The following is a 14,362-nucleotide window of genomic DNA, read 5'->3' on the forward strand; positions in this document are numbered from 1 at the left end:
CACTCAGACGTTATCCGGGTTAACCTCCGGACGTGCGTACTCCGGCCAGACAAGCGCCACCAGCTCAGGATAGGCTTCCAGACTGAACTCACGAAAGCACTGACGCAGATTTAATACGTCGAGGTCGGAATATGATACTTTCTCACCGTTCAGACAGCGTTTTTTGATATTATCATAATATTTATACACTGCTGAATTCAGGTCGCTGCAGCGACGCTGTGCCTCAAACAGTCCGGGCGTATCATTAATTTCCGACATTTTCATGCGTTTAATTGTCGCGTGTAAAAAGTCGATATATTCATGGTTCACCCGCCAGTACCAAACAGGCGTTACTGAGTTCATCAATACAGAGAAATGATCTTCCCCTTCCTCTTTTGTCATCCGTTCAGGTTGTGGAGGTTCACTGGCGTCCTTCGACACTTTCGTTTTATTGAATTCCTGCATCAATAAAAGAACACCAGCGGTCAGTAATAGTAATGTGATGACCGTAAAAAAGATGCTGTTCATGGGTAGGCTCCATTTTTTTTGATTTTAAAATTGCCTCATGATATTGTCAACGAATCTCACGCCTTTACCAACCCCACCCTGTTGAAATTAAAGGAAATTAAAAATGCTGCCCGACTATCTCGTCCCGGCTAAGTACCACATTGCGTCTGTGGAACAGCAACCCGCGGAAGCAGAAAAAGAGGCGAGTTTCACTCAGGGAAAAAGAAAGCTCTCCGATTTCGAGCCTGACATATTAATTGGCGTTTCCCAAACAGGGAAATCCCGTAATATGTTGCTGGAAGAGCACGATCGTCATATAAAGGACCGCTTATTTCGCGCTATAAAAATTGAAGCCTTTGTCCATCTGCTGAATGACCTGCAAGCCGAAGGCGAAATAGATGCCCAGAAACTAAGTCAAATAATGGCCGAAAAAACAGAAGAAATAAATGAAGCGGGCAATGAAATTTGGCTTAATCTAATTACACGAGAAAAAAACAACCCTATATTTTACACCCTGGGGGAAGATTAACGTGAAAGAAATTAAAAATAACGACGTTTATTTGACTTTAGATGATAAAAAAAGTGATGAATTTATCTTAAAGCAAAATCTCGACGCGCTGAGAAAGACAAAAAATGACGAGATGACGCGTATAACACAAGATTTGGTATCGATCCCGGCGACGCTCGTGCGTCTGAAATGGCAGAATCGCCGTGAAATTTACCCGCTACAGGTCAAAGAAGAAATTTACGGTGCCGTGGTGAATGCCATCATCGAGCAGCGTCCAGAACTGAAAGAGAAGGTGCTGGGACGTCTTGAGGCCAATTATCAGTATCTGCTTGCCAGAGAAATCGCCACCCTGCGTCTGACGCGCAAGCTGTCAGACGGTGAGTACCGTACCTCAAACGTCACCTGCGTGGCGCTTGATGAGGACGCGCTGGCTTCTCACCCGACCGCTCCTGCATCCACTGATACAAAAAAATAATCAAACCGATATGCATAAAAAAAGCCGGCTTTCGCCAGCTCTTTTTTACTTCACGGTCGCTTTCTCTTCGCCGACCAGCCCAATCTTCAGATAACCCGCCTGATGCAGCGTGTCCATTACCTTCATCATGGTTTCATAATCGACGGTTTTATCCGCACGGAAGAAGACCGTGGTGTCCTTCTTGCCACCCGTGAGCTGATCCAGTGCCGGGATGACAGAGTCGGCCGTCACCGGGTCGTTCCCGAGGAACATGGATTTATCCGCTTTTACCGAGATATAGATTGGCTTCTCCGGGCGCGGCTGTGGCTGGCTGGAAGAGGCAGGTAGATTCACCTTCACATCCACCGTCGCCAGCGGCGCAGCCACCATGAAGATAATCAGCAGAACCAGCATAACGTCGATAAACGGCGTTACGTTGATTTCATGCATTTCGCCGTTATCGTCCAGATTTTCGTTCAGACGCATCGCCATAGCATCAACCTGCGCGCAGTTTAGACGCCGCGTGCACCGGCTTAACCGAGCTGGCATTCAAATCAAGATCGCGACTTTGCAGTAGCAGAACCTGTGCTGCAACATCACCGAGAGTGGCTTTGTAACTGCCAATCATACGCGCGAAGATGTTGTAGATAACCACAGCCGGGATTGCGGCAACCAGACCGATTGCCGTCGCCAGCAGCGCTTCCGCGATACCCGGCGCAACCACCGCAAGGTTGGTAGTTTGAGACTGCGCGATACCGATAAAGCTGTTCATGATGCCCCAGACCGTACCGAAAAGCCCGATGAACGGCGAGATCGCGCCGATCGTCGCCAGATAACCATTGCCACGGCCCATATGTCGACCTACAGCGGCAACACGACGCTCCAGACGGAAGCCGGTACGTTCTTTAATACCTTCGTTATCTTCACTGCCAGCGGAAAGTTCCAGCTCGTTCTGAGCTTCATTAACTAACAGGGTGGTCAGGCTTTTTACGTGGAAGGATGAGGTCATATCTGAAGCCTGATCCAGAGAGCGGGCTTCAGCCAGTTGCTGTTGCTCCCGCTTAAGGCGACGCTTCTGCGAAAGCAGCTCAGCACTTTTGCTGAAGAAGATAGCCCAGGTGACAACGGACGCCAGAATCAGGCCGATCATCACAATCTTAACCACGATGTCAGCATGTTGATACATGCCCCAAACGGAGAGATCCGTCTGCATCAAATTATTACCCACTCTGTATCTCCAGGACGCAAATCACAAAATCTGAACGTAATAATATCAAAACATCGTCGAATTGATAGTAGTTCTCATTAGTATTTGCATGGTGCCGTAATTTTCGCTCACTTTCCTTGCGCTTACGCAGTAAAAATTTCTTATGCGATTTTTTGCTAATATTTTCTGCTTATTCGATAAGCATCCGGGTGCAGTTTTTTACAATCGTGGTAGTCTGGACGTCCAGACGTATAAAAACAGGGTTAGCGAACATGACAAAGAAGCATCTTGATACCACGCTGGTACAGGCAGGACGCAGCAAAAAATACACCCAGGGATCGGTCAATAGCGTGATTCAACGAGCCTCCTCACTGGTATTTGATACCGTTGAGGAGAAAAAAATCGCCACGCGTAACCGCGCAAAAGGCGGACTTTTTTATGGTCGTCGCGGCACGCTAACCCATTTTTCACTCCAGGAGGCCATGTGCGAACTGGAAGGTGGCGTGGGCTGTGCGCTGTTCCCGTGTGGTGCGGCAGCCGTCGCCAATACCATTCTGGCGTTTGTGGAACAAGGCGATCATATTCTGATGACCAACACCGCCTATGAACCCAGCCAGGACTTCTGCACCAAAATCCTCAGTAAGCTCGGCGTAACAACCGGTTGGTTCGACCCGCTGATCGGCGAAGGCATCGCAGAACTTATTCAGCCAAACACGCGTATCGTGTTCCTGGAATCTCCAGGGTCACTCACCATGGAAGTCCACGACGTCCCGGCTATCGTGAAAGCGGTTCGTAGCAAAGCGCCAGAAGCGATCATCATGATCGACAACACGTGGGCGGCGGGCGTGCTGTTTAAAGCACTGGAGTTTGACATTGATATCTCGATTCAGGCGGCGACCAAATACCTGATTGGCCATTCTGACGGCATGATTGGCACTGCGGTATCCAATGCACGCTGCTGGGATCAGCTGCGTGAAAATGCCTACCTGATGGGGCAAATGGTGGATGCGGATACCGCCTACATGACCAGCCGCGGGCTCCGTACGCTGGGCGTGCGTCTGCGTCAGCATCACGAAAGCAGCCTGAAAATAGCCGAATGGCTGGCGCAACACCCGCAGGTTGAGCGCGTCAACCATCCGGCGTTGCCCGGCAGCAAAGGTCATGAATACTGGCAACGGGACTTTACGGGGAGTAGCGGTTTGTTCTCATTCGTTCTTAAAAAACGGCTGAATAATGACGAACTGGCAAACTATCTGGATAATTTTACCCTCTTCAGCATGGCCTACTCCTGGGGCGGCTTTGAATCCCTGATCCTGCCAAACCAACCGGAGCAGATCGCGGCTTTGCGTCCCGGTGGTGAAGTGGACTTCAGCGGAACCCTGATCCGACTGCATATCGGTTTAGAAAATGTTGACGATTTAATCGCGGATTTAACAGCAGGGTTTGAGCGTATCGTGTAGAGTGCTGGCTGAAAATGTACTCCCTGGACGTTTTTGTGAACATTGCCACCAGAAAAGTCCGCATTAGTTGCGCCCGGGATCAAACCCGAAGCGCAAATAAAGGAGTACAATAGCTCTATATCTGCTGTTCCACAGGAAAGTCCATGGCTGTTATTCAAGATATTATCGCAGCGCTCTGGCAACACGATTTTGCCGCGCTGGCGGACCCTCACGTCTTAGGTATCGTCTATTTCGTGATGTTCGCGACTCTGTTTCTGGAAAATGGATTACTGCCAGCGTCATTTTTACCCGGTGACAGTTTGCTTTTACTTGCCGGGGCGTTGATCGGCAAAGGCGTCATGGACTTCACGCCAACGATGGTGATCCTCACTTCCGCAGCCAGCCTGGGCTGCTGGCTGAGCTATTTGCAGGGCCGCTGGCTTGGGAACACGCGCGTCGTGAAAAGCTGGCTGGCCCAGTTACCGCATAAATATCATCAACGTGCGACCTGCATGTTTGATCGGCATGGCCTGCTGGCACTGCTGGCCGGGCGTTTTCTGGCGTTTGTTCGTACTCTGCTGCCAACAATGGCGGGCATTTCTGGTCTGTCGAACCGCCGCTTCCAGTTCTTTAACTGGCTGAGCGCCCTGTTGTGGGTTGGTGTGGTCACGACGCTCGGCTACGCGCTGAATATGATCCCGTTCGTGAAACACCACGAAGATCAGGTGATGACCTTCCTGATGGTGCTGCCGATTTTCCTGCTGGTGGCAGGGCTGGTAGGGACCATCGCGGTAGTGATTAAGAAAAAGTACTGCAGTGCATAAACAAAAGCCGGGTGGCGCTACCGCTTACCCGGCCTAAGCTTCCCCTTCACGCTCCCTGCATGGTTCTTATACGTGACGCATCTTCCCCCGGCGTGACGCCGAAGTAGCGCTTAAACTCCCGACTGAACTGCGACGCACTTTCATAGCCCACCCTCATCGCCGCCGCGCTGGCCTTCATGCCATCGTGGATCATCAGCATTCGCGCCTTATGCAGGCGGTAGGTTTTGAGATACTGCAGCGGTGAAGTGCTGGTCACCGACTTAAAATTATGGTGAAACGCCGAAACACTCATATTCGCTTCTGCCGCGAGCTGGTCGACGCTCAGGTTTTCCGTGTACTGACTTTCAATACGCTTGAGCACGCGGCTTATCAGGCTGAAGTGGGTCTGTCGGCTCACCAGCGCGAGTAAAGCCCCTCCCCCCGGCCCCAGCAGTACATGGTAGAGAATTTCGCGGATAATCTGCTTGCCGAGAATACGTGCATCCAGCGGCCTGTCCATTACGTCCAGCAGACGCTCAATGGCGCAGAGGATCTCTTCAGATAATGTCGCGGAGTTAATCCCGCTTGATGCCATTGAAGGCTGGAAAAGCTCGTCTTCACCAATCTCCATCAGCAGCTCCTGCAACTGAAGAATATCGACATTGACGCGAATACCCGCCAGCGGAACGGCCTCTGTCGCGAAAGTTTCACATTCAAAGGGTAAAGGTACTGTCAGCAGCAGGTATTCATTGGTGTCGTAACGGAAGACTCGTTCATTGATATAGCCAATTTTATGGCCAGAAAAGAGAAAAACGATGCCTGGTTGATACATGACCGGCGTGCGCGTCCCGGGTTGCGTACCGTAGAGCAGGCGAATGTCCGGCAGCAAATTGCTGACACCATTTTCATTATCTATCAGTCTCTTAATCTGCATTGTGAGCTGATGACAGATCGCTTCACGGTTCATATTACGTTACTCCGGGTACGGTTTCCGACGTTGATAGTGTGCGTGCTTTTCCGCGCTTTCTCCAGCGCTCTGTAGAAATGGGCAAGACATCGGCAGGAATGTGCATTGAGAGGATAGCCCCGGACAGCCACAATGTGCAGCATCAGGTAGCCTTCTGCGCCACCACGATTTTTCACCCACATAAGGGAACGAGCAATGAACAACTTTAATCTCCACACCCCAACCCGCATTCTGTTTGGTAAAGGCGCTATTGCCGAGTTGCGCGCACAGATCCCTGCTGACGCCCGCGTACTGATCACCTACGGTGGCGGCAGCGTGAAAAAAACCGGCGTGCTGGATCAGGTTTACAGTGCCCTGGAAGGTCTGGACGTGCGTGAATTCGGCGGCATTGAGCCAAACCCGTCTTACGAAACGCTGATGAATGCAGTGAAAATCGCCCGCGAAGAGAACATCACCTTCCTGCTGGCCGTTGGCGGTGGCTCAGTGCTGGACGGCACCAAATTCATCGCCGCAGCGGCACATTACGCTGACGGCATCGACCCATGGCATATCCTGGAAACCCGTGGCAGCGACGTGAAAAGCGCTATCCCGATGGGCTCGGTACTGACTCTGCCAGCCACGGGCTCTGAATCCAACAAAGGTGCCGTGATCTCCCGCAAAACCACCGGTGATAAACAGGCCTTTATGAACGAACACGTTCAGCCTGTGTTCGCGATCCTCGACCCGGTTTACACCTACACCCTGCCTGCACGTCAGGTGGCTAACGGTGTGGTCGACGCCTTTGTGCATACCGTTGAGCAGTACGTGACCTACCCGGTGGATGCCAAAATTCAGGATCGCTTCGCGGAAGGCATTTTGCTGACGCTGGTTGAAGAAGGTCCGAAAGCGCTGAAAGAGCCAGAAAACTACGATGTTCGCGCCAATGTGATGTGGGCGGCAACGCAGGCGCTTAATGGCCTGATCGGTGCGGGTGTGCCTCAGGACTGGGCAACCCATATGCTGGGCCACGAACTGACGGCCATGCACGGTCTGGATCACGCTCAGACGCTGGCCGTAGTACTGCCTGCGCTGTGGAACGAAAAACGTGACACCAAACGCGCCAAACTGCTGCAGTACGCTGAGCGCGTGTGGAACATTACCGAAGGTTCTGACGATGCGCGTATTGATGCCGCCATCGAAGCGACCCGCAACTTCTTTGAAGGCCTGGGCGTGCCAACGCGTCTCTCAGGCTACGGCCTGGATGGTAGCTCCATCCCTGCCCTGCTGGCGAAACTGGAAGAACACGGTATGACTCACCTGGGTGAGCACGGCGACATCACGCTGGACGTGAGCCGTCGTATCTACGAAGCGGCACGCTAAGCGTTTTTGTCCTCCCGACTTTCGTTTTTTGACATTTCGTCCAGACTTAATGCACACCCCATCGTCGGAGAAACCCTCCGACGATGCGCACCTGAAGGAGGAAAAATGGCAAACCAAACCGTAATCAGGCTGAAGGACGGCAACGTGATGCCCCAACTGGGGCTCGGCGTATGGAAAGCCGGTAACGACGAGGTCGTCTCCGCCATTCATAAAGCCCTGGAAGTCGGCTACAGGTCGATTGATACCGCCGCTGCGTACAAAAACGAAGACGGTGTGGGTAAGGCACTGGCCAGCGCTGGCCTGCCCCGCGACGACCTTTTCATTACCACTAAACTGTGGAACGACGATCAAAAGCGCCCCCGCGAAGCCCTGCAGGAGAGCCTGGACAAGCTCCAGCTCGATTACATCGATCTCTGGCTGATGCACTGGCCGGTTCCGGCTATCGACCATTATGTTGATGCCTGGAAAGGAATGATTGAGTTGCAAGAAGAGGGGCGGGTGAAAAGTATCGGTGTCTGTAATTTCCAGGTTCACCATCTGCAGCGCCTGATCGACGAGACGGGTATCGCTCCTGTCATCAATCAGATCGAGCTGCACCCGCTGATGCAGCAGCGCCAGCTTCACGCCTGGAACGCAACCCACAATATCCAGACCGAATCCTGGAGCCCGCTGGCTCAGGGTGGTGAAGGCGTATTTGATCAGAAAATTATTCGCGACCTGGCGGATAAATACGGTAAGACGCCAGCACAGATTGTGATTCGCTGGCATCTGGATAACGGCCTGGTGGTGATCCCGAAATCGGTCACCCCTTCGCGCATCGCCGAGAACTTCGACGTCTGGGATTTCCGCCTGGACAAAGATGAGTTGGGTGAGATTGCGAAACTGGATAAGGGCAAACGACTTGGGCCAGACCCGGATCAGTTTGGCGGATAGATAAAAAAACCCCGGCTTGCCGGGGTTTTTATTTTACGCTTTACGTTTGGCTGGCTTCTTCGCCGTCGTCCCACCGTTTGAACGCTGGTGCACGATCGGTGTGTGCTTGGTCAACGCCGGGCGCGTATTGCGATTCTGACGACGCGCCTCGCGCATTTCATCCAGGGTAGGAGCCGGTACCAGACAGTCGCGACGCGAGCCAATCAGGTGCTTTTTACCCATATCTTCCAGCGCCTGACGGATCAGCGGCCAGTTTTTCGGATCGTGATAACGCAGCAGCGCTTTGTGCAGACGGCGCTGTTTATCCCCTTTTGGCACCACCACGTCTTCGCTCTTATAACCAATCTTACTCAGCGGGTTCTTGCCGGTGTAATACATGGTCGTCGAGTTGGCGAGCGGTGACGGGTAGAAGTTCTGCACCTGATCCAGACGGAAGCGACGCTGTTTCAGCCACAGCGCCAGGTTCACCATGTCCTCATCGCGCGTACCCGGGTGGGCAGAGATGAAGTAAGGGATCAGGTACTGCTCTTTCCCTGCCTGCTTAGAGTAGGTATCGAACAACTGTTTAAAGCGATCATAGCTGCCCATGCCCGGCTTCATCATTTTCGACAGCGGGCCTTCTTCGGTGTGCTCCGGCGCAATCTTCAGATAGCCGCCAACGTGGTGCGTTGCCAGCTCTTTGATGTAGCGCGGATCTTCCACGGCGATGTCGTAACGTACTCCGGAGGCGATGAGGATCTTCTTGATGCCTTTAAGGTCGCGGGCGCGGCGATAGAGATTGATTGTCGGCTCATGGTTGGTATCCATGTGCTGGCAGATGTCCGGATAGACGCAGGACAGACGACGGCAGGTTTGCTCTGCACGCGGCGACTTACAGCGCAGCATGTACATGTTGGCGGTTGGGCCGCCAAGATCGGAGATCACGCCAGTAAAACCCGGTACGGTATCGCGAATGGCTTCGATCTCATTGATGATCGAATCTTCAGAGCGGCTCTGGATAATGCGTCCTTCATGCTCGGTAATAGAGCAGAGCGAGCACCCTATAATTCTGATCATTTAGAAATTTTTTTGCGTTTAAAATCAATGAATTGAAAGATTTCATTTTTCTAAGTCTGATAAAACAGATGAAAACCCAACTGACTATACTCATAAAACTCAATCTTTGCGCTGCTGTACGATACCAGTAATTACAGGCGCCGAGTTTAACATCATGAAAAGTAGCCCAATAATGAATGACGCAACGCCAGCTGCGGTGCCTAACTTCTGACTGAACACCATTGAAACAAAGTACATATTTGGGATAAAAACGGACATAGCAATCACGAAAAGTAACTTATTCAGATAATTATTTATTCGGGTCTTAACCTCAACTCTATCATAAAAAGCCATCGAAACGTAAGCAGTTATCAGTGAATAAAAAGACCATGTCATATAGTTAACCGATTCATTAAATGCCTCTCGCAAAAGCAAAGCACTTTCTGTCATTCCCTACCTCATTAAATCAATAGAAAATAAATCTGAATAATTTATTTTTAAAAGAAAAGAACACAACATAACTTCAGTAGTTATGATTAATCCCTGAATGATTATTTCTTAGCAAGATATAACATGCTTAATGTATATCAGGCAATAAAAAAACTCCCAAAGACCACCGCTGTGGTCTTCAGGTATAGGATTTAAAGAACGAACTCAGTCCGGAAACGTATCACTATCTTCTGTAACGTCCGCTTTCTCTGGTAACATTCTGTTTTTAATATACTGTGAATTCCTGCAGATGAGAGGAAAAATCTCCGAGTTATTCATTATACAACTCGTTGCCGTACGGGCGTCCTCCGGAGACCATGATGAAAATGAAAACGTCTGACGGTCAAGCCATTGAGACAATAATACATTATCAACAGAAGCGCTAAACAGCGCCGCAATAGCCCTGCGTTCAACGGCCTTCTCAGGTTCAATAAACGACAACTCATTATGAAAACGGGTAATAATCGCAATACGGCTGTCAATACGAATATGTCTCTCAAGTAAGACATCGTGCAACTCATCAAGTACAGTCTCTCTCTGGGTATCGTCGAGGCAAGACCACAGGAAATGAATGTTCTCGGCATTTGTGACAACGTCTGGCTCTGCATCACGGAACCATGATGCAAAGATACCCACACTACCTTCCATCCGGATATGCTGCCCCTGAAGTTGCATTTGTTCAAGGATAAAGCGCATGTTCACAGGAAGAACCGTAAAACACTCAATAAGCCTTTCAGAAGAACTAAATACTCCACATGCCAGGGCGTTCAGCTTTTTCTTCAAAATATCAAACTGCTCACCTGACTGATATACGTCATGGAGAAATACTGGACCCATAGCATTCACATCAGACTCAATTATTTTCTCTGACAGTGCTTTTTGACGCTCTCGCACAAATATTAAAAGAGAGGTTGCATTTGTAGCTTCTTTGATGACGTCATACTGACCTTTAACAAAGCTCAGGACAGGTATATTCACCAGAAGACCTAAATCAACAATCCTGCCAACAGCATTTTTGATGTACGGCAGAACATTTTTATCCTTAAGTGCTATAAAGATACTCTCGGCAGTACGTAGATAACGAAGATATGCAGCCAAAGCCAGGTCAAACCGTTCCTCACCAATATGTTCACTGTACGACTCGATACCGGCATAGTTACCATGGAGCACCATGTGAGCAACAGCCTGTGCAGCAAATTCCGCAGGGAAGAGATTCCTCGTCGCCGTATTATTAAGATAATATTGATTTAAAACATTATTATTCCAGTCCGGGCTCAGAACAATTTTTCTGAAATGGATAACGTCCTCAACAACCTGACGATTTTTAAGCGTCATTATTGCAGAGCTAACCTGAGCCCCACCTGTACCATCATTCTTTCCAATTACGTTCTGTACCGCCTTCGATGCAATATTGATATGCCGGATAATTCCCGGATTAAAAAGGTCTATCTGAGGTTGCTCAGCTCCATAGCGTAACATCTCCTCCCGACCGTGATTTCCGATATCTAGTGTGCCAATTTTCAGGTTTGACAAGGTCTCTTCATTATTGACAAGGTATTCCACATAAAATACGCCATCTACAAAATTCTCCATTTTATTCAGTAGTGATTCACCGGCCAGAACAGAGTATGAATCAGCTTCCTGCAGCAACGTCTGCGTGGATTCAGCCTCCAATTTTTCTGAATCCTGAATTTCATCAAGTTTACTCACAATAAACGATATTTGCCTTTCGACGAAAGGCTCTAGGCTTATCCGCCCGTCAGCCATCAGTTTCTGCAGACTCAATACGAAACCTTCATCATTCTTTTCTCTGAGTGAAACAGCATAACTCTGATTCAGCATTTGCACTGCGACTTTGAGTTGCGGTTCGGCGAGAGCCTGACACTTCTCATCCATCCGGCTATAAGAAACCAGCCAGTCTCGCATCTGAATATGTGGTGCCACTCGCTGCCATGCTTCAGCGAAACCCCACAAGGCCGTCAGTTCTTCAAGCCGTGGGATATTTATAGCACCAATCGCGTCTTTAAGAGGCGTATCAAGCAACTCGCTCCTGGCAAGCTCCACCGTGGACTGATAGTGGATGCTCATCAGAAATTCGCTCCATCTTTCTGTATCGTTATTAAAAATTCGGGATATTTGTTGATAAGTTAGCGAGAGCATCTCGTCAAAATCATCCGGAGCAATACCGGGTTCGGTCTGACTAGCTTTGGGATCGCGAAGTAATACTTTAATATCTCGCTCCCCGTATCTGACCACCAGTAAGTAGAGAGCAATAAGAATATGGCGATGATCTTCTGTTGCAGGAACGGTAAGGTTCAGAATATGAATATCATTAACAAACTTCTTCATTAATCGCGGTGTGATACGAGGATACTCAGAGGGTTTCCAGCGCTCAAGCAACACCGTTGCTTCCCGGCACGCTATCCCTGCATCCTCATTTACTGTTTCTTTCCAGTACTGCCTTAACGCTTCCTGCCATCCTGCCGAAATAAGAGGAGGAACCTGAAAACTTACAGGAATCCGCTTTGCAATAAACTCACGCCCGCTGAAACCCGCCACAGAAAGTGAGGCTGAAACCTGTCTTGCCGAATAGGGCACCACTATCCTGAAGTGTTCATGAGTGGCTCCGGCAATAAGCTCCATATCACTCCAGAGCTCTTTCACTTTGTCTGCACTGATTCGGTCCAGATTATCAATGATAAGGATGAAGCGATCTCCATGGGAAATGACCTCTTTGGAGGTAAATCCCTGCAGAGCTTCAGCCAGCTCAATAGCTCCGACCTCCTTATTAACTAGCCAAGTCTCTTCAATCCTGTCAGTACTGTTGCGTTTGAACAAATCACCAATACTCGAATACCCTTTCTTTCTGTACCATTCCATGTTCTGCAGGCATGCCAGTCCTGCGACCATAATGGCAGGAGAAAGAAACGCGGCCACCTCAACATAAAAAAGCCACCCTAATAATGACTCCTTGTTAGTAAAATATTGATTAAGGTCTGTTAGCACATAACGAAGCATCTGCACGGAAAGCAATGACAGTAAAATAAAAACGACGGTCAACCAGCTTAGCCTGCTGCTGACCCTCTTGTCGTATTCAACGATGTTACCCAGAGCCAGATTTTTATACTTATCCAACACATCCCGGGAGCCCGGACATTGTAGGCTGACCCCGTGGTGGATGACATCGATAAGCGCTTTTTTAGTTGAGCCATGATGGTAACGTTCTGCATCAAAGTTAATGAACGTAAAATCATCTTTAAGCTTTTTCTGCAGGAACTTCAATATTGTTGACTTACCTGAACCCAGCTCACCTTCCAGACCAATAATATTGACATCAGGTGTCCTGATGATCTGAGCCACATTCTCTGCAACTTTTTCATGACTGCTGCCTCTAAACATATCCTGGTCAGCGGGTGATTCCGTCTGCAATCGTAGAGTCATTCAGCAATTTCCTTCGTTATAACGTAAGATTCTTTCACTATTAGACACAGTACAGAGCCCACAGCAACCAAATGACTGCAGCCGGGGCAGTTTAGTTTTAAGCATGCATAAGCCGATTTCGATGGAATCCCTTTCACACAATAATATTGAATTGAAGCAATGAAAACATTAATGTGTTTGTTGTGACTAGCTGCAGGGGCCTGGAAGAAATTCCAAAGCCTGACAAACCGGAACAGGGCTTGCTCTGCTCCGGTTTTATCCAGTTCATCTTGAAGCCCTTGTTTTTGTTACATATCCCTGCTCACTCTTTCAGCCATTGTTAAGCTTCTTGTGTGTAATCTGCGAATAATACGGATGCAAAATTGATGCAATGGATTATACATACCTACAGCGCACGTTACGCTGAGCTGAATCGAATTTCAGAGAACGTTCTTCGCTATTACCCTGCCCAGCCAGTTGAACACATTTTATCATCCGGCCCCGAGAGTGACATGTTCTCTGCCTGGTACAGCCTTCATCAGAGTCAAACTAGACGTTATTTACAGGCAAAAGAAGACAGCTACAGAGTTTAAGTCTGACATTATTCGTGGCTGTGTCTGCCTTCGGAGTTTTCAGCTTATCCCGATAACAGCGGTTTTGAAAAATTGACGTTTTTTACACCGGTACATTGCCCGAACGCAATCTCCCCCGTAGCGAAATACCGCCCCGCAGAAAATCGTCCATGCTCGGCATGCCCCTGGAACATCAGCATCTTTTCAATAAAGGTTTTACAGCCTATAGTCTGTATAACACAAAATACACCTTACCTGCTGTATTACAGGGCGGTACTCCCTACTCAGTCTGCGAGGCAGGTCACTTATGAATAATCAGTTCCCGATAAAAACGCTGAACCAGCTCAGACCTGTGCTAATCGGGTTTCGCAAAATCAAGGGCTTCACGCAAAAAGATGTGTCTGAGAGGCTTGCCGTAACGCAGCAAACCTATGCCCGCCTGGAAGCAAACCCTGCTAGCGCCAGTATTGATCGTCTGTACAAGGTATTCAGTATTCTGGGCGTAGAAATAACGCTGTCATCTATTTCCCCTTCACCCTTCATTTCCCACACAGAGATGAGGGGGGCATTTGACAGCACTCCCGCCAGACGGGAGAAATGGTGACTATTAGAAGTTTGCTAGTTTTGTCGAATGACGCCAACTACATGTCCGCATCCATCGAGTAGTGGCTTCAAGCCACGATTGTCACT

The 14,362-nt window shown here is 49.2% G+C and carries 13 protein-coding genes and 1 pseudogene; 7 read left to right on the forward strand and 7 right to left on the reverse strand.

Annotated features, from left to right (window positions below):
- Positions 1 to 3: 3 nt before the first annotated feature.
- The gene (locus ACJ9Y9_RS20325; protein WP_028019653.1) at positions 4 to 507 is read right to left on the reverse strand and encodes an ESA_00282 family adhesion-associated protein; all 504 of its coding nucleotides are present in this window, start codon (positions 505 to 507) and stop codon (positions 4 to 6) included.
- Between the two features lie 103 nt (positions 508 to 610).
- Between ACJ9Y9_RS20325 and ACJ9Y9_RS20330 the strand changes: the two genes are divergently transcribed.
- Together ACJ9Y9_RS20330 and ACJ9Y9_RS20335 are read left to right on the forward strand one after the other, a co-directional pair.
- On the forward strand, positions 611 to 1,015 hold the full coding sequence (locus ACJ9Y9_RS20330; RefSeq protein ID WP_028019652.1) for a hypothetical protein: 405 nt from the start codon (positions 611 to 613) through the stop codon (positions 1,013 to 1,015).
- Between the two features lies 1 nt (position 1,016).
- Entirely contained in the window at positions 1,017 to 1,469 is a 453-nt protein-coding gene (locus ACJ9Y9_RS20335) for a hypothetical protein (RefSeq protein ID WP_028019651.1), read from the forward strand.
- A 45-nt stretch (positions 1,470 to 1,514) separates the two neighbouring features.
- Here ACJ9Y9_RS20335 and exbD read toward each other — a convergent pair whose 3' ends face one another.
- Together exbD and exbB are read right to left on the reverse strand one after the other, a co-directional pair.
- Positions 1,515 to 1,940 (reverse strand): TonB system transport protein ExbD, encoded by a 426-nt coding sequence (exbD, locus tag ACJ9Y9_RS20340; RefSeq protein ID WP_028019650.1) that lies wholly within the window; start codon positions 1,938 to 1,940, stop codon positions 1,515 to 1,517.
- A 4-nt stretch (positions 1,941 to 1,944) separates the two neighbouring features.
- The gene (gene exbB, locus ACJ9Y9_RS20345) at positions 1,945 to 2,676 is read right to left on the reverse strand and encodes a tol-pal system-associated acyl-CoA thioesterase (RefSeq protein ID WP_028019649.1); all 732 of its coding nucleotides are present in this window, start codon (positions 2,674 to 2,676) and stop codon (positions 1,945 to 1,947) included.
- Between the two features lie 251 nt (positions 2,677 to 2,927).
- Here exbB and metC point away from each other — a divergent pair, with 251 nt between their 5' ends.
- Both metC and yghB read left to right on the forward strand, forming a co-directional pair.
- A complete protein-coding gene (gene metC / locus ACJ9Y9_RS20350; RefSeq protein ID WP_028019648.1) occupies positions 2,928 to 4,115 on the forward strand; it encodes a cystathionine beta-lyase in 1,188 nt (395 codons plus the stop codon).
- A gap of 143 nt (positions 4,116 to 4,258) precedes the next feature.
- A complete protein-coding gene (gene yghB, locus ACJ9Y9_RS20355) occupies positions 4,259 to 4,918 on the forward strand; it encodes a DedA family general envelope maintenance protein YghB (RefSeq protein ID WP_028019647.1) in 660 nt (219 codons plus the stop codon).
- A gap of 46 nt (positions 4,919 to 4,964) precedes the next feature.
- Here yghB and ACJ9Y9_RS20360 read toward each other — a convergent pair whose 3' ends face one another.
- Positions 4,965 to 5,864 carry an AraC family transcriptional regulator gene (locus ACJ9Y9_RS20360; RefSeq protein ID WP_028019646.1) on the reverse strand — a complete coding sequence of 300 codons (900 nt, stop codon included), beginning with the start codon at positions 5,862 to 5,864 and terminating at the stop codon, positions 4,965 to 4,967.
- Between the two features lie 195 nt (positions 5,865 to 6,059).
- Here ACJ9Y9_RS20360 and yqhD point away from each other — a divergent pair, with 195 nt between their 5' ends.
- Together yqhD and dkgA are read left to right on the forward strand one after the other, a co-directional pair.
- Positions 6,060 to 7,223 (forward strand): alcohol dehydrogenase, encoded by a 1,164-nt coding sequence (gene yqhD, locus ACJ9Y9_RS20365; protein ID WP_028019645.1) that lies wholly within the window; start codon positions 6,060 to 6,062, stop codon positions 7,221 to 7,223.
- A 105-nt stretch (positions 7,224 to 7,328) separates the two neighbouring features.
- Positions 7,329 to 8,156 (forward strand): 2,5-didehydrogluconate reductase DkgA, encoded by an 828-nt coding sequence (gene dkgA, locus ACJ9Y9_RS20370; RefSeq protein WP_028019644.1) that lies wholly within the window; start codon positions 7,329 to 7,331, stop codon positions 8,154 to 8,156.
- 33 nt (positions 8,157 to 8,189) lie between these two features.
- Here the strand turns inward: dkgA and ACJ9Y9_RS20375 are convergent.
- From ACJ9Y9_RS20375 to ACJ9Y9_RS20385, 3 genes and pseudogenes are all read right to left on the reverse strand, one after another.
- Positions 8,190 to 9,197: pseudogene (locus ACJ9Y9_RS20375) on the reverse strand (DUF3362 domain-containing protein); the annotation flags it as partial.
- Positions 9,198 to 9,311: 114 nt separating this feature from the next.
- Positions 9,312 to 9,641 (reverse strand): hypothetical protein, encoded by a 330-nt coding sequence (locus ACJ9Y9_RS20380; RefSeq protein ID WP_000140246.1) that lies wholly within the window; start codon positions 9,639 to 9,641, stop codon positions 9,312 to 9,314.
- Positions 9,642 to 9,845: 204 nt separating this feature from the next.
- The gene (locus tag ACJ9Y9_RS20385) at positions 9,846 to 13,121 is read right to left on the reverse strand and encodes a P-loop NTPase fold protein (RefSeq protein WP_023314849.1); all 3,276 of its coding nucleotides are present in this window, start codon (positions 13,119 to 13,121) and stop codon (positions 9,846 to 9,848) included.
- 858 nt (positions 13,122 to 13,979) lie between these two features.
- Between ACJ9Y9_RS20385 and ACJ9Y9_RS20390 the strand changes: the two genes are divergently transcribed.
- Positions 13,980 to 14,276 carry a helix-turn-helix transcriptional regulator gene (locus ACJ9Y9_RS20390; protein WP_023314851.1) on the forward strand — a complete coding sequence of 99 codons (297 nt, stop codon included), beginning with the start codon at positions 13,980 to 13,982 and terminating at the stop codon, positions 14,274 to 14,276.
- The last annotated feature ends 86 nt before the right edge of the window (positions 14,277 to 14,362 follow it).

The organism is Enterobacter sp. CPE_E1241 (assembly GCF_045618265.1).
In the GTDB taxonomy this organism is placed as follows: domain Bacteria; phylum Pseudomonadota; class Gammaproteobacteria; order Enterobacterales; family Enterobacteriaceae; genus Enterobacter; species Enterobacter adelaidei.